Source organism: Pseudomonas sp. RW409 (assembly GCF_003184125.1).
GTDB classification, from domain to species: Bacteria; Pseudomonadota; Gammaproteobacteria; order Pseudomonadales; family Pseudomonadaceae; genus Aquipseudomonas; species Aquipseudomonas chlororaphis_I.
In genome coordinates, this window is the sequence record NZ_QHHP01000042.1 from 1,061,443 (window position 1) to 1,084,398 (window position 22,956).

At 59.4% G+C, this 22,956-nt stretch carries 25 protein-coding genes and 1 tRNA gene; 5 read left to right on the plus strand and 21 right to left on the minus strand.

The annotated features are described in order from the left end of the window. Positions 1–171 precede the first annotated feature (171 nt). The 17 genes from DK261_RS31905 to DK261_RS31985 all read right to left on the minus strand — a co-directional run bounded on the left by DK261_RS31905 (position 172) and on the right by DK261_RS31985 (position 13,507). Positions 172–247: transfer RNA gene (locus DK261_RS31905), tRNA-Lys, on the minus strand. A 63-nt stretch (positions 248–310) separates the two neighbouring features. Further along, positions 311–1,012, minus strand: a complete 702-nt coding sequence (queC, locus tag DK261_RS31910) for a 7-cyano-7-deazaguanine synthase QueC (RefSeq protein WP_053269774.1) — start codon at positions 1,010–1,012, stop codon at positions 311–313. A gap of 1 nt (position 1,013) precedes the next feature. Then, entirely contained in the window at positions 1,014–1,661 is a 648-nt protein-coding gene (gene queE / locus DK261_RS31915) for a 7-carboxy-7-deazaguanine synthase QueE (protein ID WP_009050465.1), read from the minus strand. Positions 1,662–1,827: 166 nt separating this feature from the next. Further along, on the minus strand, positions 1,828–2,652 hold the full coding sequence (gene ybgF, locus DK261_RS31920; RefSeq protein WP_007931106.1) for a tol-pal system protein YbgF: 825 nt from the start codon (positions 2,650–2,652) through the stop codon (positions 1,828–1,830). Positions 2,653–2,658: 6 nt separating this feature from the next. Beyond that, positions 2,659–3,156 carry a peptidoglycan-associated lipoprotein Pal gene (gene pal, locus DK261_RS31925; protein ID WP_003178634.1) on the minus strand — a complete coding sequence of 166 codons (498 nt, stop codon included), beginning with the start codon at positions 3,154–3,156 and terminating at the stop codon, positions 2,659–2,661. 52 nt (positions 3,157–3,208) lie between these two features. Further along, on the minus strand, positions 3,209–4,468 hold the full coding sequence (gene tolB, locus DK261_RS31930; RefSeq protein WP_007931107.1) for a Tol-Pal system beta propeller repeat protein TolB: 1,260 nt from the start codon (positions 4,466–4,468) through the stop codon (positions 3,209–3,211). A 38-nt stretch (positions 4,469–4,506) separates the two neighbouring features. Beyond that, entirely contained in the window at positions 4,507–5,586 is a 1,080-nt protein-coding gene (gene tolA / locus DK261_RS31935; protein ID WP_007931108.1) for a cell envelope integrity protein TolA, read from the minus strand. After that, positions 5,586–6,038: a protein TolR gene (tolR, locus tag DK261_RS31940; protein WP_007931110.1), complete on the minus strand. Its 453-nt coding sequence runs from the start codon at positions 6,036–6,038 to the stop codon at positions 5,586–5,588. The genes tolA and tolR overlap by 1 nt, the downstream gene beginning before the upstream one ends. A gap of 14 nt (positions 6,039–6,052) precedes the next feature. Next, complete coding sequence (gene tolQ, locus DK261_RS31945; RefSeq protein WP_007931111.1) at positions 6,053–6,748, minus strand: protein TolQ; 696 nt, start codon at positions 6,746–6,748, stop codon at positions 6,053–6,055. Further along, positions 6,738–7,205: a tol-pal system-associated acyl-CoA thioesterase gene (ybgC, locus tag DK261_RS31950; RefSeq protein ID WP_009050467.1), complete on the minus strand. Its 468-nt coding sequence runs from the start codon at positions 7,203–7,205 to the stop codon at positions 6,738–6,740. The genes tolQ and ybgC overlap by 11 nt, the downstream gene beginning before the upstream one ends. Positions 7,206–7,344: 139 nt before the next feature. After that, on the minus strand, positions 7,345–8,403 hold the full coding sequence (gene ruvB / locus DK261_RS31955; RefSeq protein ID WP_009050468.1) for a Holliday junction branch migration DNA helicase RuvB: 1,059 nt from the start codon (positions 8,401–8,403) through the stop codon (positions 7,345–7,347). After that, positions 8,404–9,012, minus strand: a complete 609-nt coding sequence (ruvA, locus tag DK261_RS31960) for a Holliday junction branch migration protein RuvA (protein ID WP_009050469.1) — start codon at positions 9,010–9,012, stop codon at positions 8,404–8,406. Between the two features lie 114 nt (positions 9,013–9,126). After that, positions 9,127–9,651 carry a crossover junction endodeoxyribonuclease RuvC gene (gene ruvC / locus DK261_RS31965; protein ID WP_007931118.1) on the minus strand — a complete coding sequence of 175 codons (525 nt, stop codon included), beginning with the start codon at positions 9,649–9,651 and terminating at the stop codon, positions 9,127–9,129. 162 nt (positions 9,652–9,813) lie between these two features. Beyond that, a complete protein-coding gene (locus DK261_RS31970) occupies positions 9,814–10,560 on the minus strand; it encodes a YebC/PmpR family DNA-binding transcriptional regulator (RefSeq protein WP_007931120.1) in 747 nt (248 codons plus the stop codon). A 117-nt stretch (positions 10,561–10,677) separates the two neighbouring features. Continuing rightward, on the minus strand, positions 10,678–12,453 hold the full coding sequence (gene aspS / locus DK261_RS31975) for an aspartate--tRNA ligase (protein ID WP_009050470.1): 1,776 nt from the start codon (positions 12,451–12,453) through the stop codon (positions 10,678–10,680). A 96-nt stretch (positions 12,454–12,549) separates the two neighbouring features. After that, positions 12,550–12,771: an FmdB family zinc ribbon protein gene (locus DK261_RS31980; protein WP_110177431.1), complete on the minus strand. Its 222-nt coding sequence runs from the start codon at positions 12,769–12,771 to the stop codon at positions 12,550–12,552. Positions 12,772–13,033: 262 nt separating this feature from the next. Next, the gene (locus tag DK261_RS31985) at positions 13,034–13,507 is read right to left on the minus strand and encodes a Dps family protein (RefSeq protein ID WP_009045289.1); all 474 of its coding nucleotides are present in this window, start codon (positions 13,505–13,507) and stop codon (positions 13,034–13,036) included. Positions 13,508–13,966: 459 nt separating this feature from the next. On the opposite strand from DK261_RS31985, the gene DK261_RS33780 reads away from it, so the two are divergent. After that, entirely contained in the window at positions 13,967–14,572 is a 606-nt protein-coding gene (locus DK261_RS33780) for a cold-shock protein (protein WP_009050471.1), read from the plus strand. 78 nt (positions 14,573–14,650) lie between these two features. Here DK261_RS33780 and DK261_RS31995 read toward each other — a convergent pair whose 3' ends face one another. Then, entirely contained in the window at positions 14,651–14,857 is a 207-nt protein-coding gene (locus DK261_RS31995; protein WP_009050472.1) for a SlyX family protein, read from the minus strand. Positions 14,858–14,860: 3 nt separating this feature from the next. Continuing rightward, on the minus strand, positions 14,861–15,286 hold the full coding sequence (locus tag DK261_RS32000; RefSeq protein ID WP_009050473.1) for an HIT domain-containing protein: 426 nt from the start codon (positions 15,284–15,286) through the stop codon (positions 14,861–14,863). Between the two features lie 923 nt (positions 15,287–16,209). Between DK261_RS32000 and DK261_RS32010 the strand changes: the two genes are divergently transcribed. Beyond that, positions 16,210–17,556: an OprD family porin gene (locus DK261_RS32010; protein WP_009050474.1), complete on the plus strand. Its 1,347-nt coding sequence runs from the start codon at positions 16,210–16,212 to the stop codon at positions 17,554–17,556. A gap of 191 nt (positions 17,557–17,747) precedes the next feature. On the opposite strand, the gene DK261_RS32015 is transcribed toward DK261_RS32010, so the two are convergent. Then, entirely contained in the window at positions 17,748–18,587 is an 840-nt protein-coding gene (locus DK261_RS32015; RefSeq protein WP_009050475.1) for a mechanosensitive ion channel family protein, read from the minus strand. 136 nt (positions 18,588–18,723) lie between these two features. After that, entirely contained in the window at positions 18,724–19,209 is a 486-nt protein-coding gene (locus tag DK261_RS32020; protein ID WP_007931144.1) for a YajQ family cyclic di-GMP-binding protein, read from the minus strand. A 145-nt stretch (positions 19,210–19,354) separates the two neighbouring features. Between DK261_RS32020 and DK261_RS32025 the strand changes: the two genes are divergently transcribed. The 3 genes from DK261_RS32025 to DK261_RS32035 are packed head-to-tail and all read left to right on the plus strand — an operon-like array spanning position 19,355 to position 22,935. Continuing rightward, entirely contained in the window at positions 19,355–20,272 is a 918-nt protein-coding gene (locus DK261_RS32025; RefSeq protein ID WP_110177433.1) for a putative 2-dehydropantoate 2-reductase, read from the plus strand. Between the two features lie 45 nt (positions 20,273–20,317). Next, positions 20,318–22,354, plus strand: a complete 2,037-nt coding sequence (locus DK261_RS32030) for an ATP-binding protein (protein WP_009050477.1) — start codon at positions 20,318–20,320, stop codon at positions 22,352–22,354. Positions 22,355–22,356: 2 nt separating this feature from the next. Then, positions 22,357–22,935: a cob(I)yrinic acid a,c-diamide adenosyltransferase gene (locus tag DK261_RS32035; RefSeq protein ID WP_009050478.1), complete on the plus strand. Its 579-nt coding sequence runs from the start codon at positions 22,357–22,359 to the stop codon at positions 22,933–22,935. The last annotated feature ends 21 nt before the right edge of the window (positions 22,936–22,956 follow it).

Consider the following 22,956-nt stretch of genomic DNA (forward strand, 5'->3'; position numbering starts at 1 on the left):
GCGGTATGGGCCGAAAGAAGCGCGGTAGGACCATCACAAGTACGTAGACCTTAGAGGCCCCTGTTGTACCTTGAACACCTTCCAGCCCCGCCCCCTCTTTTCTGCAGGCAAAAAAAAACCCGAAAATCCTCACTTTCGTGGGCCTTTCGGATTTTAAATACTGCTAGAAAATGGTGGGTCGTGTGGGATTCGAACCTACGACCAATTGGTTAAAAGCCAACTGCTCTACCAACTGAGCTAACGACCCGCTGTGTGGTGGCGCGTATAATACTGATTTATAAAAAGAATTCAACACCAAATATGAAAAAAATCAAAAATAAGCTGTTGGGTCGCTGACACCGGCCGCGGCAAAACCTTCTGCACGCAGACGGCAGCTGTCGCACTTGCCGCAGGCACGCCCTTGATCATCGGCCTGGTAGCAGGACACGGTCAGGCCGTAATCAACCCCGAGCTTGACGCCTGCCTTGACGATATCGGCCTTGCTCAGGTTCTGCAGTGGTGCCTGGATACGGAATCCCTGCCCCTCTACCCCGGCCTTGGTCGCCAGGTTGGCCATGCGCTCGAAGGCCTCGACGAACTCCGGACGGCAATCCGGGTACCCCGAATAGTCCACAGCGTTGACACCAATGAAGATGTCCCGCGCGCCCAATACTTCTGCCCAGCCCAGTGCCAGGGACAGGAACACGGTGTTACGTGCCGGCACGTAGGTGACGGGGATCCCTTCGCTCGGAGCCTCGGGCACATCGATGGAGCTGTCGGTCAGCGCGGAGCCGCCGATACCGTTGAGGTTGAGGCCGATCACCTTGTGCTCGACCACGCCCAGGTCGCGAGCGACACGCTCGGCCGCCTGCAACTCGGCGCGATGACGCTGGCCGTAATCGAAGCTCATGGTGTAGCAGCGGTAACCTTCGGCACGGGCCATGGCCACCACGGTGGCCGAATCCAGGCCGCCGGACAGCAGGATTACCGCACGCTTTTCAGCGGCCACTTGGTTCTGTGCTTGATCAGTCATATCAGCGCCCCGGCTCGTCATTCCAAAGATATTTATGCAGCTGCAATTGCAGGCGCACCGGCAGGTTATCCGCGACGATCCAGTCGGCCAGATCGCGCGCATTCAGGTCGTGATGGCTCGGCGAGAACAGCACCTCGCCCGCCCGCCGCTCCAGACCATACTGGATCAGCTTGGAAACCGCCCAGTCGTAGTCCTCACGGGAACAGATGACAAACTTGACCTGGTCGTTCGGCGTCAGCAGCTCGATGTTTTCATAACGATTGCGCTGGACCTCTTCCGATCCCGGCGTCTTCAGGTCGAGCACTCGACTGACCCGCGGATCGACCGCGGAAATATCCAGGGCTCCGCTGGTTTCCAGCGAGACTTCGTAACCGGCGTCACACAGCTGCTTGAGCAGGGGAATGGCGTTAGGTTGCGCCAGAGGTTCGCCCCCGGTCACACAGACATAACGCGGGCGGAAACCGGCGACCTGCTCGAGAATGCTCTCGAGGGTGCGGATGGTGCCGCCGCTGAAGGCATAGGCACTGTCGCAGTACTGGCAACGCAGCGGACAACCGGTCAGGCGCACAAATACCGTGGGCAGGCCGGCAGTCCGAGTTTCACCCTGCAACGAGTAGAAAACTTCGGTAATTCTCAATGTGTCTTGCATAGTCGCCACGGGCGTAACAGCTAAACAGGCTGTCCGCCTCCGTCAGGCACCTCGAGGAATCCCGCAAACACGGTAATCCCAGGAAGCGTGTTTCATAAAAAGGGCATGGATTCTAACGAAAAAACCCGCGGCAAGCGCGGGTTTCTTCCAAACAGCTCAAACTCGATTACATGCGTTGCAGATCGCGCTGAGCCAGCTGGGCGGCGGAAGTACCCGGATATTGGGCCACCACCTGCTGCAGAATGCCCTTGACCTTGTCAGTGTGACCCAGGCGGCGCTCTACGTCAGCCAGCTTGTACAGCGAGTCCGGCACCTTGGCATGCTTCGGATACAGCTGGGATACCTTGGCGAATGCCTGGCCGGCCCCTTGCAGGTCGCCTTTGGCCAGGTTCACTTCGCCCAACCAGTACTGGGCATTACCCGCGTACTGGCTATTCGGGTATTTACGCAGGAACGCGGCGAAAGCCTGGCTGGCCTTGTCGAAGTCCTTGGCCTTGATCAGGTCGAAGGCTGCCTCGTAATACAGCTTTTCCTTCGCCGGATCGCCCGGTTCACTGCTTGCCGCTGGAGCTTGCGAGGCAGCCCCGGCAGCGGCACCGGCGGCACTTGCATCACCACCGGCAGAAGAATTATCAGGAGTCGCGGCAGGTGCACCGCCCGCTCCAATGCGCCGATCAAGATCCTGGTAACGCTCCAGGCTTTCCTGCTTCATGCGCGCAATATCGTTTTGCAGTACTTCAATCACACCTTGTTGCCGTGCGATTTGATCCTGCATTTGCTGCAGTTGCTGGAACAGCTCGCCCTGTGCCGAGACAGGGGTCGAAACCCCTCCCCCGGCATAGGCGCCGTTCGTGCCATAACCCGCTGGCGGATAACTGCCTCCGCTATTGTTATAGCCCGAGTTGTTATCGACCACAGGAACCGCAGCCCACACCGAAAGCGGCGCGAGGCTGAGAGCCAAGACAGTTAGAGCACGACGGCACGTTCGCATGACGAATTACTTACGCAGTTCGACGCGACGGTTTTGAGCCCAGGACTGCTCGTCGTTGCCGGTAGCAACTGGACGCTCTTCGCCGTAGGAAACCAGTTCCAGCTGAGCTGGGGAAACGCCTTGCAGCACCAGGTAGCGCTGAACGGCTTTCGCACGACGCTCGCCCAGAGCCATGTTGTACTCACGAGTACCACGTTCGTCGGTGTTGCCTTCCAGAACAACGCGAGCGCCGTTTGCTTTCAGGTCCTTGGCGTGAACGTCCAGAGCGCGCATGGCTTCTGGCTTCAGGTCCGAGCTGTCGTATTCGAAGTAGAAGGTGGTGATTGCGCGCAGAGCGGCTTCTTCGCTCAGGGAGCCGTCAACTGCACCGGTGTTAGCGCCGTAACCAGCGTTTGGATCAACAGCGCCTTCACCAGCGTTGTCGCCGCCTTTGGAGGAGCAACCTACAGCTACAGCCATGGCCAGAGCCAGCGCAGCAAACTTACCAAACTTCAGCATTTCCATCGTGAAACTCCTAATGAACCCCAGTGTGTTAAGTAAAACGTAAAGCGCCGCGTCAGTTCAGGTAAGGGGACCAGGACGGTTCTCTGACTTCGCCTTGAGCGGTAGGAAGCGGGAGCCTCACGCGTCCATTAATGGACACGAGCATCAAGACTCCCCGGCCCTGCTGGCGGGTGGCGTAGATTACCATGGTGCCGTTGGGCGCAACAGTAGGCGACTCATCAAGTGTGCTGTCGGTAAGGATTTTTACGTTGCCACGCTGCAAATCCTGGGCAGCTACCTTGAAGTTTGTGAAGCCGTCCTGCCGGTGAATCATGACCAGGGTTTTTTCATCCGCGGACAGTTTCGGGTTGGCGTTGTAGTTGCCCACGAAAGTCACCCGTTCCGCACCGCCACCACCGGCGCTGGTCTTGTAGATCTGTGGTTTGCCGCCACGGTCCGAGGTGAAGTAGATGGTCGAACCATCCTTGCCCCAGAACGGTTCGGTGTTGATGCCAGGACCTGCGGTCACACGCGAGATCTGACGCGACCCCAGGTTCATCACATAGATGTCCGGGTTGCCGTCCTTGGACAGCACGAACGCCAGGCGCTGGCCGTCCGGCGACCAGGCAGGCGCGCCGTTCAGGCCTTCGAAGTTGGTGATCTGCTCGCGACGGCCAGTGTCGATGTGCTGAACGAAGATGCGCGGACGCTTCTGTTCGAACGACACATAGGCAATGCGCTTGCCGTCCGGCGCGAAGCGCGGCGACAGGATCGGCTCACGGGATTGCAGCAGGGTCACCGCACGCGCGCCGTCATAGTCGGAGCGTTGCAGGGTGTAGCGCGTGTTCTTCTCGGAGAAACGCTCTGCCGTGACATACAGCATGCGAGTCGAGAAGGCGCCCTTGATACCGGTGAGCTTCTCGAACGACTGGTCGGAGATGTAGTGAGCCATGTCGCGCAGCTGGTCGACGCTGCCCGAGACGCTACCGGTCAGCACTTGCTGTTCGGTGGCGACGTTGAACAGGGCGTATTGCACCTGCAGGCGACCGCCCGCCGGGACAATGCTGCCGACCATGATGTACTGGGCGCCCAGGGCCTTCCAGTCACGGTAGATGACTTCGCTGGCCTGGGTCGGCAGGCTGATCATGTTCTGCTTTGGAATCGGCGAGTAGTAACCCGAGTTGCGCAGGTCGTTGCCGATGATTTCAGCCATGTCGTCGGGCAGCACGCTGCCCCCTTGCCAACCGAACGGCACTACGGCGATGGGCGTGGCCCGGTCACTGCCACTGGTGACCAGAATGTTCTTTTCATCCGCTGTCGCTATCCCTGCCATACAGCAAATAACGACAAGCAATCCTCGAAGAAGGTTTCTCACAAGGCTAGATCCTCAGGTGTGAATGTCATCTTGAATGAACGATACGGAGCGAAATCGCTCGGCTTCATTCCCTGCATTTCTGTCAAACGTCCAATGTTCTTGACCGCAGCTACCGCCGAGGCATCGAACGGACCATCGCCGCTGGACTTGGCCACCGACACGGAAGTCACCGTACCATCCGGCAACATGCCGATTTGCAGCACGACAGTCATGTTGTTGCGCGCCGAAGGAGGACGAGCCCAGCCTTCCGCCGCACGAGCACGAATCAGATCGTCGAAACTGCCCGCGACTTCGTCGCCCTGCTCGTCCGCCAAGGCCTGCTGACGCTGCGGCGTGTCGGAAAGCAAATCAGCCAGGGCCTGGGCCTTTTTATCTTCGGCGGATTTACGCGCTGCTTCCTGAGCCTTTTTCTTGGCTGCGTCGGCGGCGGCTTTCTTCTTCGCGTCCTCGGCGACCTTCTTCTTCGCCTCGTCTGCTTCAGCTTTCTTCTTGGCGTCTTCCGCGGCTTTCTTCTTCGCGTCTTCGACTATCTTTTTCTTCGCCTCTTCAGCGGCCTTTTTCTTGGCCTCTTCTTCGGCGGCTTTCTTGGCTTCTTCTTCGGCTTTCTTTTTGGCTATATCAGCCAATTGTTTCTCTTCAGCCTTTTTCGCTTCCGCAGCCTTCTTCGCGTCGTCGGCTTTCTTGGCTTCATCAGCCTTCTTCGCTTCATCCGCTTTCTTGGCTTCGTCGGCCTTTTTCGCTTCCTCGGCTTTTTGAGCAGCCTCTTCTTTCTTTTGTTCCGCAGCCTTGACCGCTTCCTGCTCGACCTTTTTCTGCTCCATCTGCTCGACTTCGGTCTGGCGCGCGGCGGATTTCTTCGCCTCTCCCGCAATCTTCTGATTGGTCTGGGTGGTCGCCTGACTTTTCGATTTCAGCTGATACAGGGTCGCCTGGACGATCGGCTTGGACGGCGGCAACTCCGGCGTCATGGCAAAACTGACGAACAGCATGCCGAACACCAGAACGTGCAGGGCAATTGCCCACACGCTAGGCCAGAAGTAGCTTTCCGAGGCGGACGGCTCTCGCTGTTGCTGCATCAGGGCGCCTCGGTAATCAAGCCAACGTTACCGACGCCGGCCTTCTGCAGCCCGCCCATGGCGCCCATGACGGCACCGTAGTCAACGGACTTGTCGCCGCGAATGAACACCTGGGTATGCTTGCCGCCTTCATTGCCGGCGCGAATGATCTTGGTCACGGCGTCGGTCATCTGCGGCAAGGTCATGGCCTTGTCCATCTGCTTGTCAGTGTCGACTTCACTGCCAAGGTTCCAGTAGTAGGTCTTGTCAGCCTTGATCGAAATGGTCAGGACCTGGGTGTTGTTGTCCTGCGGCAAGGCTTCGCTGGAAACCTTGGGCAGATCGACTTTCACGCCCTGATTGAGCATCGGCGCGGTCACCATGAAGATAACCAGCAGTACCAACATCACGTCGATGTAGGGCACCACGTTCATCTCGGCAACCGGCTTGCGTTTGTGGCGAACTCGGGCCATGGGGATTTACCTGCTCACTCTTCGCTGGTGTGCACTTTACGGTGCAGGATCGCCTGGAACTCGTCGGCGAAGGTGTAGTAACGGCTGATCAGGGTCTCGCCACGGGCCGCAAAACGGTTATAGGCAATAACGGCCGGGATCGCGGCAAACAGGCCGATCGCGGTGGCGATCAGGGCTTCGGCGATACCCGGTGCTACGGTCGCCAGGGTCGCCTGCTGGGCGCTGGCCAGGCCGCGGAAGGAGTTCATGATCCCCCAGACGGTACCGAACAGACCGATGTACGGGCTGACCGAACCGACGGTGGCGAGGAACGGCAGGCTCTGCTCGAGCTTCTCTTCTTCGCGGGAGATGGCGACACGCATGGCACGCGCGACACCTTCCATGACCGCCTCGGGATCAACGCCCGATTGCTGGCGCAGGCGCGAAAACTCTTTGAAACCGGCACGGAAGATCTGCTCCACACCGGAATCAGGGTCCGGGTTGCTGCCCGCCTGACGGTACAGCTTGGACAGGTCGATGCCCGACCAGAAGCGCTCTTCGAAGCTCTCCAGGGCGCGTCGACCGGCGCGCAGCAGGTTGCTGCGCTGAAAGATCATGATCCATGAGGTCACCGATGCGGCTACCAGGGTCAGCATTACCAACTGCACAACGATGCTGGCATTGCTGACCAAGCTCCACATGGAGGAATGGTCGACGACGTTAGCTTCCACGCTTTATCTCCTGCTCTGAGTGTGTACCCGCGCCGCTCACGTCGGCAAAGGCCGCACGTAGAGCTTCGGGAATGGCCCGGGGTTTCAAATTGTCGGTGCGCACACAGGCCACCAGAAACTGCCCTTCGCAGAGCAGTGCATTATCCGTGGCTCGCCTGACCTGCTGTTTGAAGCGCAGGCTGGCCCGGTTCAATTCGATGACTTCTGCACTTACCAGAAGCTCGTCGTCCAGTCGCGCCGGCGCGTGGTAGCGCGCTTCGCTGGAATGCACGACGAACAACAGGTTCTCCCCTGCCAGCTGCGATTGGGCAAAGCCCAGATCTCGTAGCCGCTCGGTTCGAGCCCGTTCCATAAACTTAAGGTAATTAACGTAATACACGATGCCGCCGGCATCGGTGTCTTCGTAATAAACGCGACAACGATGTGCGAACGACCCAAGCCCGTTTTGCGCGCGCATACTCTAGTGCTTACTCCTCAGGTTGCCAATCCGGCCAGGCAACTGTTTTTCATTCTCGAACGCCTTTCTGGCGAAATAACGGCAATGCCAGCCCCCTAGGACCACACAGGCTGCGAATAAATCGCTGCCCAAGCGGTTATTAATCGTCCACGGCATCGAGGAATTCGTCTACCACGGGCATCTCGCCCAATCGTGACGGGATGTTAAGACCGAAGTGCAGATAGGCATGCCGGGTCACCACACGGCCCCGCGGCGTACGCATGATATAGCCCTGCTGGATCAGATAGGGCTCGAGTACGTCCTCGATGGTGTGCCGCTCTTCGCTGATCGCGGCCGCCAGGCTGTCGACCCCCACCGGCCCGCCGTCGAACTTCTCGATCATGGTCAACAACAGGCGCCGGTCCTGGTGGTCGAAGCCACGCTCGTCGACATCCAGCAGGTTCAACGCCAGATCGGCGATGGGCTTGGTGATGTGGCCCTTGGCACGAACCTCGGCAAAGTCCCGCACCCGACGCAACAAACGGTTGGCGATACGCGGCGTGCCGCGGGCGCGCCGGGCGATTTCGAAGGCGCCGTCCGGGTCCAGCGGCAAGCCGAGAATGCCGGCGGAACGCCCGACAATGGTCGCCAGGTCCGCGGTGCTATAGAACTCCAGGCGCTGGACAATGCCGAAGCGATCGCGCAGCGGGTTGGTCAACATGCCCGCGCGAGTCGTCGCCCCCACCAGGGTGAACGGCGGCAGGTCGAGCTTGATCGAACGGGCCGCTGGCCCTTCGCCGATCATGATGTCCAGCTGGAAATCTTCCATGGCCGGGTACAGCACTTCCTCGACGATCGGCGACAGACGATGGATCTCATCGATAAACAGTACGTCGTTCGGTTCGAGATTGGTCAGCAGCGCCGCCAGGTCCCCGGGGCGCTCCAGCACCGGGCCCGAGGTGCTCTTGATCGACACCCCCATTTCCTGGGCGATGATGTTGGCCAGCGTGGTCTTGCCCAGCCCCGGCGGGCCGAAGATCAGGGTGTGGTCCAACGACTCGTTGCGCCCGCGGGCAGCCTGGATGAACAGCTCCATTTGCTCGCGCACCGTCGGCTGGCCGATGTATTCGGCCAGGCTGACGGGGCGAATCGCACGGTCCTGGACTTCCTCGCGCTCACGGGGGCCCGTGGCGGCGATCAGACGATCTGCTTCTATCACTTAAATCATTCCCTTCAGGGCGCGGCGAATCATGTCTTCACTGCTCAGGCCTTTTTCCTTGATCGCGGAAACCGCCTTGCTGGCTTCCTGCGGCTTGTAGCCCAGGGAGATCAAGGCACTGACCGCATCGGTCTCGGCACTGGCCACCGGCATCGGCGCATCCGGCTGGTTCGGCACCAGGGCAAACATGCTCGGCACGGTTTCCCAGGCCTTGAAGCGGTCCTTGAGCTCGACCAGCAGACGCTCCGCGGTCTTTTTACCGACCCCCGGCACCTTGGTCAGCGCCGAGGTGTCCTGTGCTTGCACGCAACGCACCAGTTCGTCGACCTCCAGGCTGGACATCAGCGCCAGCGCCAGTTTCGGCCCTACGCCATTGAGGCGAATCAGTTCGCGAAAGAAGTCCCGCTCGCGCTTGCTGGCAAAGCCATAGAGTAACTGGGCATCTTCACGCACGACCAAATGGGTGTGCAGGGTGAGCGGTTCACCGACCGACGGCAGGCGGTACAGGGTGGTCATGGGGACTTCCACCTCGTAACCCAGACCGTTTACATCGAGAATCAGGTGCGGCGGCTGTTTTTCAGCCAGGGTGCCGCGCAAGCGTCCAATCACGTTTCAGATCCTTAGCTCAGGCCAGATCAGCGGCCGGCGGGTCACAGAGCGAAGATCCGGGCCGGGCAGACAGGCGCGGGATGCTCCACTCATCAAATGTTTGCGCAGATGCTATCAGAGACGCAGGCGGCCGCCACGACTGCGTGCGGTACCCAGGCCGTGGGGCAGCAGGCTGGAACGGGTGTGGGCATGACAGATGGCAATCGCCAGGGCGTCCGAAGCGTCGATCTGCGGCTTGCTGGTCAACTTGAGCAAGTGCATGACCATCATTTGCACCTGTTCCTTGTTGGCCCCGCCGGTGCCCGCCACGGCCTGCTTGACCTGAGTGGCGGTGTATTCGGCGATTTCCAGGCTTTCCTCGGCCCCCGCCACAATCGCCGCGCCACGGGCCTGGCCCAGTTTCAGGGCCGAGTCGGCGTTACGCGCCATGAACACCTTTTCAATGCCCATGGTCACCGGACCGTAGGTCTGAATGACCTCACGAACCCCGCGATAGACGATTTGCAGCCGCTCATGCAGCTCGCCGGCGCCCGTGCGAATACAGCCCGAAGCCACGTACACGCAGCCACGCCCGGTATCACGTACCACGCCGTAACCGGTGATGCGCGAACCCGGGTCGATACCAAGAATAAGAGTCATAACGCCTGCAAAGAGAAAATTCGGTTGCCTAAGGTAACGCCGGGAGAAGCTGGAGAAACAAAAAATCGCAGCCTTCGACAGCTCCCCTACAGGTACAGCGTAACCCTGTGTGTAAAGGGGGGAAACCGCCGAAGGCTGCGATCTTTTATCGTGCTATCAGCATCAGCCGAGTTGCTCGGCCACCGACTGGGGAATATCCGCGTTGGAGTAGACGTTCTGCACATCGTCCAGGTCTTCGAGCATGTCGATCAGCTTGAGGATCTTCTCGGCGCCTTCCAGGTCCAGCTCGGCGCTGGTGGTCGGCTGCATGACGATTTCCGCGTCGTCGCCCTTGAAACCGGCCTCTTCGAGTGCGTTGCGTACCGCATAGAAGCCAGTGAACGAGGTAAACACATCGATCGAGCCGTCTTCGTGAACAACCACGTCATCGGCGTCGGCTTCCAACGCCGCATCGGTCAGTGCGTCCTCATCGACGCCCGGTGCAAAGCTAATCTGCCCCTTGCGCTCGAACAGATACGCCACCGAACCGTCGGTACCCAGGTTGCCGCCACATTTGCTGAACGCATGGCGCACGGCCGCTGCAGTACGGTTGCGGTTGTCGGTCATGCATTCGACCATCACCGCCACGCCGCCCGGGCCATACCCCTCATAGGTCAGCTCTTCGACATTGTCGGCCTCGGTCGCACCAGCGCCACGGGCAATGGCGCGATCGATGATGTCGCGGCTCATGTTGGCGCCCAGGGCCTTGTCCAGGGCCAGACGCAAACGCGGGTTGGAACCGGGTTCGCCACCGCCCTGGCGAGCGGCGACCGTCAGCTCACGAATCCACTTGGTGAAAATCTTGCCTCTCTTGGCATCCTGACGCTCTTTGCGGTGCTTGATGTTCGCCCACTTGGAATGACCTGCCATAACGCGCTCCAAATTCTCTTTGAAACAATGCCCGCAACGCCTGTAACGGCGGGCGGGCAACAAATATCTCGACCCAATAGAAAAAGGCGCATCCGCAGATGCGCCTTCAGGTCGGCCTTACTCAGCCTTTGGCTGTTCGCGCAGGCGGATGTGCAGCTCGCGCAGCGCCTTGGCGTCGACCAGGCCAGGAGCCTGGGTCATCACGCAAGCAGCGCTCTGGGTTTTCGGGAAGGCAATCACTTCACGGATCGACTGGGCGCCGGTCATCAGCATCACCAGACGGTCCAGACCGAACGCCAGGCCGCCGTGCGGCGGTGCGCCGTACTTCAGGGCGTCCAGCAGGAAGCCGAATTTCTCTTCCTGTTCCGCTTCATCGATGCCCAGCAGACGGAAGACCGCCTGTTGCATTTCCTTGCGATGGATACGGATCGAACCGCCACCCAGCTCGGTGCCGTTGAGCACCATGTCGTAGGCACGGGACAGCGCGGTCGCCGGGTTGGCCTCCAGCTCTTCCGGCGAGCACTTCGGCGCGGTGAACGGGTGGTGCAGCGCGGTGAAGCTGCCGTCGTCGTTCTCTTCGAACATCGGGAAGTCGACGACCCACAGCGGAGCCCATTCGCAGGTCAGCAGGTTCAGGTCGTGACCGAGCTTGATCCGCAGCGCGCCCAGGGCCTCGCTGACGATCTTGGCCTTGTCGGCGCCGAAGAACACGATGTCGCCGTCGACCGCACCCACGCGATCGAGGATCACGTTCAGGTTGGCTTCCGGGATGTTCTTGACGATTGGAGACTGCAGACCGTCAACGCCATTGGCGCGTTCGTTGACCTTGATGTAGGCCAGGCCCTTGGCGCCGTAGATGCCGACGAACTTGGTGTAGTCGTCGATCTGCTTGCGCGGCATGCTCGCCCCGCCAGGAACGCGCAAGGCGGCGATACGGCATTTCGGATCATTGGCCGGGCCGCTGAACACCTTGAATTCGACTTCCTTGAGCTGGTCGGCAACGTCCACCAGTTCCAGCGGGATACGCAGGTCCGGCTTGTCGGAACCGTAGCGACGCATGGCCTCTTCAAAGGTCATGTGCGGGAACTCGCCGAATTCCAGATCCAGCACTTCCTTGAACAGGTTGCGGATCATGCCTTCGGTCAGGCCCATGATGTCTTTTTCATCGAGGAAGCTGGTTTCGATGTCGATCTGAGTGAACTCAGGCTGACGGTCCGCACGCAGGTCTTCGTCGCGGAAGCATTTGGCGATCTGGTAGTAGCGGTCGAAGCCGGCGACCATCAGCAACTGCTTGAACAGCTGTGGCGACTGCGGCAGAGCGAAGAAGCTGCCGGCGTGGGTACGGCTCGGCACCAGATAGTCACGCGCGCCTTCAGGGGTGGCACGGGTCAGGATCGGGGTTTCGACGTCGAGGAAACCGTTCTCGTCCAGGTAGCGACGGATGCTGGTGGTCATGCGCGAGCGCAGACGCAGCTTCTCGGCCATTTCCGGACGGCGCAGGTCGATGAAACGATAGCGCAGGCGGGTTTCTTCGCCCACGTCGGAGTATTCGTTGAGCGGGAACGGCGGGGTTTCCGCTTCGTTCAGCACTTCCAGCTGGTAGCCCAGGACTTCGATCATGCCCGAAGCCATGTTGGCGTTGCCGGCACCGGCCGGACGCAGGCGCACCTTGCCGGTGATCTTGACCACGTATTCGCTGCGCACACGGTCCGCGGCGGCAAAGGTTTCAGCGCGGTCCGGGTCGAACACCACCTGGGCCAGACCTTCACGATCACGGATATCGAGGAAGATCACCCCGCCATGGTCGCGACGACGGTGGACCCATCCGCAAAGGGTAACTTCCTGACCTTCCAGGCTTTCGTTCAGTTGGCCGCAATAATGGCTGCGCATCATGGTAGTGGTTTCACTTCTCGTAATTCGAAATTCGATGGGAGGCCTTGCGCACCTCGGGGTACCGGATAATGCAAGAGCTCGCGCGTGTCGTTCAACTTAATCAGCTTTGTCGCCACCGGCCAGGTTCTTCTTGGCGCCGGTCTTGAAGTCGGTCTCATACCAGCCCGAACCGCCGAGGCGGAAACCTGGCATGGACAGCATTTTTTTCAGCTCGGGCGCCTGGCAGGCAGGGCAATCGACCAACGCAGGCGCGCTGATCTTTTGAATGGCTTCCAGCTGATGACCACAGGAAGCACATTGGTAGTCGTACATGGGCATGAGAGCGTCTCGGCGTACTTAACGTCTGGCTTAACCCGTGCCGAGGCCCGGGTTATATAGCAAAGGGCGGGATTATATCCATTAAATCGGCCCTGTGCAGCCGTATGACGGCACCGATAGACCACCGCCCGCCGAAACGAAGCCAGCACTCCGCTGCCATACCCCAGCCATCGGGCCTGAGGGCGAACCGCCATGATCGGACGACAAGTCATGCCCCATAAAAGCAAATGGCGCCGATAACGGCGCCATTCGGTCTGCGGGATTATTGCTCGCTCAACAGCGAGCGCAGCATCCACGCGGTTTTCTCATGCACCTGCATCCGCTGGGTCAACAGGTCCGCGGTGGGTTCGTCGCTGACCTTGTCGATGATCGGGAAAATGCCACGCGCAGTGCGGGTCACCGCTTCCTGCCCCGCCACCAGTTGCTTGATCATCTCATCGGCGCTTGGTACGCCCTCTTCTTCCTTGATCGAAGAAAGACGCGCGTAGATGGAATAGGCGCCTGGCGCCGGGAACCCCAGGGCGCGGATACGCTCGGCGATCAGGTCCACCGCCAGCGCCAGTTCGTTGTACTGCTCTTCGAACATCAGGTGCAGCGTACGGAACTGCGGGCCCGTGACGTTCCAGTGGAAATTATGGGTCTTCAGATACAGCACATAAGTATCTGAAAGCAGGCGAGAGAGCCCCTCCACGATGGATTTGCGATCTTCTGCGCTGATACCGATATCGATTGCCATGTCTATCTCCGTTAGCACATTGAATTCAACAGGTCAGGTACCGGACCACTCTAGCAAGACTACCCTGCACCCGCAGCCCGGGATTGCCCGAGACCGTGCGACAGATTGCCCCCCCGAGCGGGCGACCAGTACCTGCAAGAAAGCCCACGCCGGTTGTGACCCACCTGAGAAGCCACCGTTCCCGATTTCTTAGATGCTGGCTCTCTAGAACAAGGCTTTGCCCGATAGTCCGGTATTCCCTCAGGACAATCAGGACTTTCGCCCTCCACCCGGCCACAGCACCTGATTTGAGAAGGCCTGGGCTTTGCTGTTAAATAGAGGCCGTGTCGCTGTTGCCTATTTCTCGGCTTCAGCGCATAGGCTGATCCCGCGCACGTGCTCACCGCCTCCCATTGTTCAGAAGCGAACCGTGCACGCTCAGCTCTTCCTTGTGATCCGTCTTAACGTGAGTTCATTAAAATGTTGAAAATCGTCCACCTGCTAACGGGCGCAGCAGCCTTGCTGCTGTCCTTTATCCCTAGCCTGCGATCCGAAGCCGTTCCCTTCCTGCAACAACCCGATGCTCTTTACCTGGCCTTTTTCGGCCTGCTCAACCTGACACTGGCTCCGGTTATCCCCTACTGGAACAAAGGCCCGCGTCACCAACTGCAAAACCTGGTCAGCGCGCTTCTGGTGCTGGCGGTGGTCTTGCAGACCTTGACCCTGCTGGCACCGATGCCGGTTATCGCAGGTCAACCGGCTGTGCTGTTCAGCCTGGTGACCGCGGCGATTGCCGTTCTTCTGCACCTGGCCGTCAGCTTCTACAAATCGTCTCCTTCGGCGAACACTTCGCAAACCTACGACATGAGCAATCGCGATACCGGCACCGTCAAGTGGTTCAACACTTCGAAGGGGTTCGGCTTCATCTCTCGCGACTCCGGCGATGACATCTTCGTGCATTTCCGCGCCATCCGTGGCGAAGGTCACCGCGTCCTGGTGGAAGGCCAGCGCGTGGAGTTCTCCGTCATGAATCGTGACAAGGGCCTGCAAGCCGAAGACGTGATTGCGGCATTGCCACGCCGCTGATTCACGCCCATAAAAAAACCGCGACGCAGCCAGGCTGCTCGCGGTTTTTTATTGCCTGGACGGCAGACCGTCCGGTGCTCAGTAATGTGGCGGCGGAGCCTCTTCTTCGAATGACTCGAACTGCCCCACCATTTCCTCCTGACGCTTGAGCAAAGCGGCCATCTGCAACTGCAGGCGCTCGACCACCCGCTGCTGCCCTACCAGCACATCGTTCAGGGCTTGAATGGTGTCATCCTGAAAAGCCAATCGGCTTTCCAGATCGGTTACCCGTTCTTCCAGGCTCATGACTCAGCCCTCCAGAAACTTGAAATCATCGGTCAGGACCAGTCGTAACCGCTCACGAATCACGGCCACCTGTTCGGCGTCATAGGGCTTGGCAGGCAGCTTGCCCCATACCGGAGCAGGCCAGGCCGCGTCGTCGCGCTTGCGAACGATAACGTGCATGTGCAACTGGCTGACGACATTACCCAGAGTCGCCACATTCAACTTGTCCGCATCGAACGAGTCTTTAAGCAACTCCGCCAGCGCTGTGGTTTCTCGCCATAGTTGCTGCTGGTCCGCGTCATCCAGTTGAAACAACTCGCTGATATCTTCCCGGCGCGGTACCAGGATGAACCACGGGTAATTGGAATCGTTGGACAACAGCAGCCGGCAAAGGGGGAAGTCCCCAATGGGCAATGTGTCTTGTTGAAGTCGTGGATCTAAAGCGAACACCGCGCGCACTCCCGCTCAGCTCATCAAGTTTCAGCTTAGCGAACGCCATGACCGGCTGCCCGCCAAGCGACAGAACGGCAGCATACCTGCGAAAGCTCTTGCGTTCATCGCTCTGCTGCGCAGATCCGCCTCAACACTCATCCCAGATGCCACACGTCAGAGCGCCCCGGCCTGGAACATTTTCCAGCGGGCTGCACCATGACAGAACGAAGCTCATAAAAAACAAGGAGAAAACCGCTAAAGAGCCCCTTCCCTGCGCATTCTTCCAGTGCCCGACGCCGGATGACTATTGAGCTGCATCAAGAAACTTTTGCACCAAAATCTCACAGTGCGTCTACGCTCAGTGCGTTGACCATCCGCCATCTACTCACTCACCAGGGTGAACCGGTAACGTTTTGGAATGGCATGCGTTTTTTTCAAGGAGCAACACCAGGAGGACAGGGAACGTCAAGCCCAAACAAAACGACCTTAAAACCACTGTTTTATGCGGTTTTTACAGCCTGAAGGGCAATCACCGAAAAAAACTCGGCGCCTTCGCGTTTTGTGCACGCTTGTTGCATTCACACTCATATTGTCCCAGGGAGAAGCCATCGGAAAACGGCCTTTCCTGAGACTAATAACAATAGTGGCAAGGCTGCCCCATGGAGATTTGACTGCTTGACCAAAGTTCTTTTTGTTCCAGGTTCAAGCCTTCGAAAACAGCGCTGAAGTTGTCAGTCCGGATACATGCGGACTGCGGATTTGCGACATTGATCGAGCATTTTGCGACAGGGTCGTAAAGAAGCTGAAAGGACTGATACGCAAGTATCGCCAACATTGTCGGCGTGATATAAGTTTGCGCCGACACAAAAAGAAAGAGCCGCCCAGATAATAAAACAGGTGGGACGGCAGTACTCTTCTAAAAACCAAAGGAGCAAATCACGATGCGCGTGATGAAGTGGAGCATGATCGCACTGGCAGTTGCAGCAGCCGGTACGCAAGTGGCTATGGCCGAACCTTTTGTTGGCAACCAGGCCGACGCTAAAGGTTTCGTTGAAGACAGCAAGCTCGACCTGCTGCTTCGCAACTACTACTACAACCGTAACAAGACCGGCTACCACAACCGTGACGACAAAGACTGGACCCAAGGCTTCCATGGTGTCTTCAAGTCTGGCTATACCCAAGGCACTGTTGGGGTAGGCGTTGATGCTTTCGGTTACCTGGGTATCAAACTGGACGGTGAAGACCGTTATTCCGGTTCGGGCAACCTGAGCACCGACAGTGAAGGTCATAACCACGACAGCTTCGGTAAAGCCGGTGCGGCAGCGAAGTTCCGCATCTCCAAGACCGAGCTGAAAATCGGCGACATGCAGCCTTCCACCAGCCCAGTGTTCGCCGTAGGCGGTTCTCGTCTGCTGCCTCAAACTGCGAGCGGTATTCAACTGCAGAGCAGCGAACTCGAAGGTCTCGATCTCGAGGCTGGTCATTTCTACTCGGCTTCCAGCCAGGACGAAATGAACCGCGACGGTGAGTTGCATGCTAATTACGCCAGTTCTGACAAACTTGCTGTCACCTCCAACAGCATGAACTATATCGGCGGCAAGTATGCGATCACCCCTGAACTGAGCGCTTCGCTCTATGGTGGCAAACTGGAAGACGTCTGGAACCAGTACTACGCCAACCTGAACTACACCATTCCACTGGGCGGCGACCAGTCGATCAACCTGGACGGTAACATCTACCGCACCACCGATACTGGCAAAGCCAAAGCTGGTGATATCAGCAACACCACCTACTCGCTGGCAGCGGCCTACTCGTTCCTGAAGGCGCACACCCTTACCCTGGGCTTCCAGAAGGTCAACGGTGACACTCCGTTCGACTATATCGGTGTGGGTGACAACAACCGCGGTGGCGACTCGATCTTCCTCGCCAACTCCATCCAATACTCCGACTTCAACGGCCCAGGCGAGAAATCGGTACAGGCTCGTTATGACCTGAAGATGGCTGAATACGGCGTTCCAGGCCTGAGCTTCATGGCCCGCTACGTAAAAGGCTGGGACATCGACGGCACCAAGATGGACATTGACAGCCCATACCGCAACTACGGTTACGGTGAAGATGGCAAACACCACGAAACCAACCTGGAAGCCAAGTACGTCATCCAGACTGGCCCAGCCAAAGACCTGTCGTTCCGCGCTCGTCAAGCCTGGCACACTGCTAACGCAGATCAGGCCGAAGGCGATATCTCCGAGTTCCGCCTGATCGTCGACTACCCACTGTCGATCTTGTAATAGCGGTTACTTAGCGAGTAATAAAAAAGGCCCATCATTCGATGGGCCTTTTTATTGGGGCTGGCAACTCGCTGAATCTTCGGTTATCGACAGTCTATTGTTACAACCATGTTTCAAACATTCTCCAGCGAGTACCGCTTTAAAAGCCTGACCACTCGATCAGACTTTTAACCCATATCCCCGCTACTGACTCAAACAGCCGCTTCCTGAACCACACGAATCACTCGCTGTGGAAACGGAATATCGATACCCGCTTCCTTCAAGCGATCACGGGACAACTCGTTGAAGCGGAACATCACGTCCCAGTAGTCGGCAGTCTTCACCCAGACACGCAGCGAAAGGGTAATGGCGCTGTCACCCAGCATGGAAACTACCGCCACTGGCTCCGGATCGGCCAGCACGCGCTCGTCCTTGGCCAGGTCCAGCAGGACCTCACGGGCCTTTTGCAGGTCAGCCTCGTAGTTCACGCCGACATCGAAGATCACTTTGCGGGTCAGCTGGCGGTTGTGGTTGGTGATGATGCCGTTGGACAGGTTGCCGTTAGGCACGATGACGGTCTTGTTGTCGCCGGTACGCAGCACCGTGTGGAAGATCTGGATGCTGTCGACCGTGCCGCTGATGCCCTGGGCTTCGATCACGTCGCCGATGCGGAAAGGACGGAACAGCAGGATCAGCACACCACCAGCGAAGTTAGCCAGGCTGCCTTGCAAGGCCAGGCCGATGGCCAGGCCCGCCGCACCGATCGCGGCAACGAACGAAGTGGTTTCGACACCAATCATCGAGGCCACGCTGACAATCAGCAGCACCTTGAGAATGACGTTCGCCAGGCTGCTGATAAAACCCTGCAAGGCCTGGTCGGCATTACGCAGCGCCAGCAGCTTGCCGACTTTTTGCGTCAGACTGTTGATCAGCCACCAACCGATGGCCAGTGTGATGACGGCCAGCAGTACCCGACTGCCGTATTCCATGATCATCGGAATCCAGGCTTGGGAAGCCTTGACCAGGTTGTCCACTTCAGCATTCAAATCCATCTATCTCTCCTGATTCCCGGCGGTCGGGCATACAAAAACAAGGGTGAAACGAGTGGTTCCATGGAAGCTCAATCGTTTCCGCCCATTACTCGGGCCTCGGACGCCAATAAGCTCGCGAGGTTCCCGAAAAATCCGATCAGTCGCGGAAGTTGTTGAACTGCAGCGGCATGCCGAACTCTTTCGCGCGCAGGGCGGCGATGGCTTCCTGCAGATCGTCGCGCTTCTTGCCGGTCACCCGTACCTGCTCGCCCTGGATCGCAGCCTGGACCTTCAGCTTGGCGTCCTTGATATGGGCAACGATCTTTTTCGCCAGCTCTTTGTCGATGCCTTCCTTGAGGGTCGCTTCCTGCTTCATCACCTTGCCCGAAGCGTAAGCGTCCTTGACCTCAAGGCACTGCACATCGATCTTGCGCTTGACCAGGGCCAGCTTGAGGATCTCGATCATCGCTTCCAGCTGGAATTCAGCTTCAGCGGTGAGGTTGACGGTGAGTTCCTTTTCCTTGAACTCGAAACTGCCCTTGCCCTTCAAGTCATAGCGGCGGTCCAACTCCTTGACGGCGTTTTCCACGGCGTTGGTGACTTCGTGTTTGTCCAGTTCGGATACCACGTCGAACGACGGCATGTAATTTCTCCAATAAAAAAGGGGCGCAGCTCGATAAAGATGGAGCACGCCCGGTTTGCGGTTAAAATCCGGGCTCATTATAACGGGTCTTTCCCCTCCTTCACTGCGAGCCGCGCATGCGCCTGCCAAACCGAGCACCACGCTGATGTCGACTACCTGGCACATTCTGGGCACGGGCAGCCTCGGCACCCTCTGGGCAACACGCCTGGCCCGGGCCGGCTTGCCGGTACGCCTGATCCTGCGCGACCAGGCTCGCCTGCAGGCTTACCAGGCCGCGGGTGGGCTGACGCTGGTGGAACAAGGGCAGGCCAGTTTTCATGCCATTCCCGGCGAGACCGTCGACAACCCTGAACCCATTACCCGCCTGCTGGTGGCCTGCAAGGCCTATGACGCGCAACAGGCCGTCAGCCAGTTGGTCGCGCGCCTGGCGCCCGATGCCGAACTGATCCTGCTGCAGAACGGCCTGGGCAGCCAGGACGCCGTGGCCGCCCAGGTGCCGCAGGCCCGCTGCATTTATGCCTCGAGCACCGAAGGCGCCTTTCGCGACGGCGACTGGCGCGTGGTGTTCGCCGGTCATGGCTACACCTGGCTGGGGGACGCCAGCCACCCCACCGCGCCCTTCTGGCTCGACGACCTGAGCGCCAGCGGCATCCCCCATGAATGGAGCGCGGACATCCTGACCCGCCTCTGGCGCAAGCTGGCGCTCAACTGCGCGATCAATCCCCTGACGGTCCTGCATGACTGCCGCAACGGCGGCCTGCTGCAGCATCATTGCGAAGTGGCGATGCTGTGCGTCGAGTTGAGCGAACTGCTGGAACGTTGCGGCCAGCCCACCGCGGCCGAAAACCTGCAGCAGGAAGTGGAGCGGGTGATCCAGGCGACCGCCGCCAACTACTCCTCCATGTACCAGGACGTCGCCAGCCGACGCAGGACCGAAATCAGCTATTTATTGGGGCATGCCTGCGACGTTGCCGCCAGGCACCAGTTGCACCTGCCCAACCTCAGCCGCCTGCGTCGGCTATTGGTGGAACACCTGCAACAGCGCGGATTGCCCAGCGACTGAGCAGCGGCTACGCTGCCCACGTGTTCCTCTCTAGCGACGTCCCCGATGCCATTGCGCCAGCGCCTTGAAAACCTGCCGGTCGGCCAAAAACTGCTGGCCGCCTTGCTCGTCCTGCTGATTACCGTACTGCTGGTCGCCAACCTGACCTTCATCAGCGCCGCCTACTGGATCTCCCAGGAAAGCATGGCCCCGCAAGCCTTGCAGACCATCGGAAGGCTGGTATCCAACCCAACCCTGGCCGCGCAGGCGCTGGATTCGCCACAAAACGCCGAGAAGCTACTCAACGAACTCAACAGCTACTCCCCCCTGCGCGCCGCAGCGATCTATGACGGCAAGGGCACGCGCCTGGCCCAGTTGCAACATGGCGAACGCCTGAGCCTGCCGGAGCGCTATCGGCATATCGAAGCCTGGCAACTGACCGAATTTCGCAGCAACCAGATCATCACCCTGCCCCGCGCCGGCCAGCCCCCCGGCCATCTGTTGCTGGTGGCCAGCAGTGAACTGCCGATGGCCTTCTACACCGGCACCCTGACCGCGAGCCTGGGTATCCTGATCTTCAGTGTGCTGCTGTGGTTGATCATTGCCCGGCAGATCAAGCGGCTGATCACCCAACCCATCCACCAGCTGGAAGAACTGTCCCGACAAGTGACACGCGAGGAAAACTATTCCCTGCGCGCCGCCCGCGGCAACCGCGATGAGATCGGCAGCCTGGCCGAGGCCTTCAACACCATGCTGTCGCGCATCGAGGCGCGAGAGCAGCAACTCAAGCGCGCCCGCGACGACTCCCAGGCGGCCTATGACCAGGCCCAGGGACTGGCCGAAGAAACCCGCCACACCAACCGCAAGCTGGAACTGGAAGTCCAGGTGCGCAGCAAGATCGAAAAGAAACTCACCGGCTTCCAGAACTACCTCAACAGCATCATCGACTCGATGCCCTCGGCCCTGATCGCCCTGGACGAGCAGCTCTATGTCACCCAATGGAACCAGGAAGCCAGCGCCCTCTCCGGCACGCGCCTGGACGAAGCGCTGAACCAGCCGATCTTCCTCGCCTTCGAACCGCTCAAGCCGTTCCTGCCGCAACTCAAGGAAACCGTAGAGCAGCATACGGTCACCAAGGTCGAGCGGGTCACCTGGGTCAAGGACGACGAGGCCCGGCATTACGCCCTTACCTTCTACCCGCTGATGGGCGGTGCCGGGCGCGGCGTGGTGATCCGGATCGACGACATCACCCAGCGCCTGTCCCTGGAAGAAATGATGGTGCAGTCGGAAAAAATGCTCTCCGTGGGAGGGTTGGCCGCCGGCATGGCCCATGAAATCAACAACCCGCTGGGAGCGATCCTGCACAACGTGCAGAACATTCGTCGGCGCCTGTCACCCGAGCTGCCGAAGAACCTGGAGCATGCCGAGCAGTTGGGCATCGAACTGGAAACCGTCAACCATTACCTGCAGAGCCGCGAAGTGCCGCAACTGCTCGACGGCATCCAGCAGGCCGGCGCCCGGGCGGCGAAGATCGTGACCCATATGCTCAGCTTCAGCCGGCGCAGCAACCGGCAGATGGCGCCTTGTGACCTGCCGGCACTGATCGACCAGGCCGTGGAAATTGCCGGCAACGACTTCGACCTGGCCATAGGCTTCGACTTCAAGGGCCAGGCCATCATCCGCCAGTTCGACCCGCAACTGGGGCCGGTGCCCGGTACCGCCAACGAACTGGAACAGGTCCTGCTCAACCTGCTGAAAAACGCCGCCCAGGCCATTCACCAGCGGGTAGACGACAGCGAACCCGGGCGCATTATCCTGCGTACTCGGCTGAACCCGCCCTGGGCGGAAATCCAGGTCGAGGACAACGGCATCGGCATGAGCGAAAACGTGCGCAAACGGACCTTCGAGCCGTTCTTCACCACCAAGGAAATCGGCCAGGGCACCGGCCTTGGGCTGTCGGTTTCGTACTTCATCATCACCAACAATCACAAAGGCCAGATGGAAGTGCAGTCGACGCAGGGCCAGGGCACATGCTTCACCTTGCGTTTGCCACTGGCGGGCAGTCAGCCGCCACCACTGGAACATCCCCCACTGGAGAGGTAAGCATGGGCTTTCGCTTGTCGAAGATTTACACCCGCACCGGCGACAAAGGCGAAACCGGGCTGGGTGACGGGCGCCGGGTTCCCAAGGACCATCCGCGGGTCGAAGCCATCGGCGAAGTCGATACGCTGAACAGCCAGCTCGGGTTGCTCCTGGCCGGGCTGATTGAACAGCGCACCGAGCATCCGGGTTTGCAGGAATTGATCGATGTCCTGGCGCCCTGCCAGCACCGCCTCTTCGACCTGGGTGGTGAGTTAGCCATGCCGGTGTATCAGGCACTGAATGCCACGGAAGTCGAACGCCTGGAAGCAGCTATCGATACCTGGAACGAAGAGTTGGGGCCGCTGGAGAATTTCATTTTGCCGGGCGGTTCGGCCTTGATCGCCCAGGCTCATGTTTGCCGCAGCCTGGCGCGCAGTACCGAGCGACGTTGCCAGCACTTGAATGCCGTGGAACCGCTGGAGGGGGTCGGCCTGGCCTACATCAATCGCCTGTCCGACTTGCTGTTCGTGGCGGCGCGCCTGATTGCCAAGCGCCAGGGGATCGCCGAGATTCTCTGGCAGGCGGCGGCGAAACCCGAATAGCAGGCGCCTTTACCCTCTCTG

Bases quoted from the DNA above. Each gene is read 5' to 3' on its own strand.
- queC (WP_053269774.1), bottom strand. From the start codon at position 1,012: ATGACTGATCAAGCACAGAACCAAGTGGCCGCTGAAAAGCGTGCGGTA.
- queE (WP_009050465.1), bottom strand. From the start codon at position 1,661: ATGCAAGACACATTGAGAATTACCGAAGTTTTCTACTCGTTGCAGGGT.
- ybgF (WP_007931106.1), bottom strand. From the start codon at position 2,652: ATGCGAACGTGCCGTCGTGCTCTAACTGTCTTGGCTCTCAGCCTCGCG.
- pal (WP_003178634.1), bottom strand. From the start codon at position 3,156: ATGGAAATGCTGAAGTTTGGTAAGTTTGCTGCGCTGGCTCTGGCCATG.
- tolB (WP_007931107.1), bottom strand. From the start codon at position 4,468: ATGGCAGGGATAGCGACAGCGGATGAAAAGAACATTCTGGTCACCAGT.
- tolA (WP_007931108.1), bottom strand. From the start codon at position 5,586: ATGCAGCAACAGCGAGAGCCGTCCGCCTCGGAAAGCTACTTCTGGCCT.
- tolR (WP_007931110.1), bottom strand. From the start codon at position 6,038: ATGGCCCGAGTTCGCCACAAACGCAAGCCGGTTGCCGAGATGAACGTG.
- ybgC (WP_009050467.1), bottom strand. From the start codon at position 7,205: ATGCGCGCGCAAAACGGGCTTGGGTCGTTCGCACATCGTTGTCGCGTT.
- ruvC (WP_007931118.1), bottom strand. From the start codon at position 9,651: ATGACTCTTATTCTTGGTATCGACCCGGGTTCGCGCATCACCGGTTAC.
- DK261_RS31970 (WP_007931120.1), bottom strand. From the start codon at position 10,560: ATGGCAGGTCATTCCAAGTGGGCGAACATCAAGCACCGCAAAGAGCGT.
- aspS (WP_009050470.1), bottom strand. From the start codon at position 12,453: ATGATGCGCAGCCATTATTGCGGCCAACTGAACGAAAGCCTGGAAGGT.
- DK261_RS31980 (WP_110177431.1), bottom strand. From the start codon at position 12,771: ATGCCCATGTACGACTACCAATGTGCTTCCTGTGGTCATCAGCTGGAA.
- DK261_RS31985 (WP_009045289.1), bottom strand. From the start codon at position 13,507: ATGGCAATCGATATCGGTATCAGCGCAGAAGATCGCAAATCCATCGTG.
- DK261_RS33780 (WP_009050471.1), top strand. From the start codon at position 13,967: ATGTTGAAAATCGTCCACCTGCTAACGGGCGCAGCAGCCTTGCTGCTG.
- DK261_RS31995 (WP_009050472.1), bottom strand. From the start codon at position 14,857: ATGAGCCTGGAAGAACGGGTAACCGATCTGGAAAGCCGATTGGCTTTT.
- DK261_RS32010 (WP_009050474.1), top strand. From the start codon at position 16,210: ATGCGCGTGATGAAGTGGAGCATGATCGCACTGGCAGTTGCAGCAGCC.
- DK261_RS32015 (WP_009050475.1), bottom strand. From the start codon at position 18,587: ATGGATTTGAATGCTGAAGTGGACAACCTGGTCAAGGCTTCCCAAGCC.
- DK261_RS32020 (WP_007931144.1), bottom strand. From the start codon at position 19,209: ATGCCGTCGTTCGACGTGGTATCCGAACTGGACAAACACGAAGTCACC.
- DK261_RS32025 (WP_110177433.1), top strand. From the start codon at position 19,355: ATGTCGACTACCTGGCACATTCTGGGCACGGGCAGCCTCGGCACCCTC.
- DK261_RS32030 (WP_009050477.1), top strand. From the start codon at position 20,318: ATGCCATTGCGCCAGCGCCTTGAAAACCTGCCGGTCGGCCAAAAACTG.
- DK261_RS32035 (WP_009050478.1), top strand. From the start codon at position 22,357: ATGGGCTTTCGCTTGTCGAAGATTTACACCCGCACCGGCGACAAAGGC.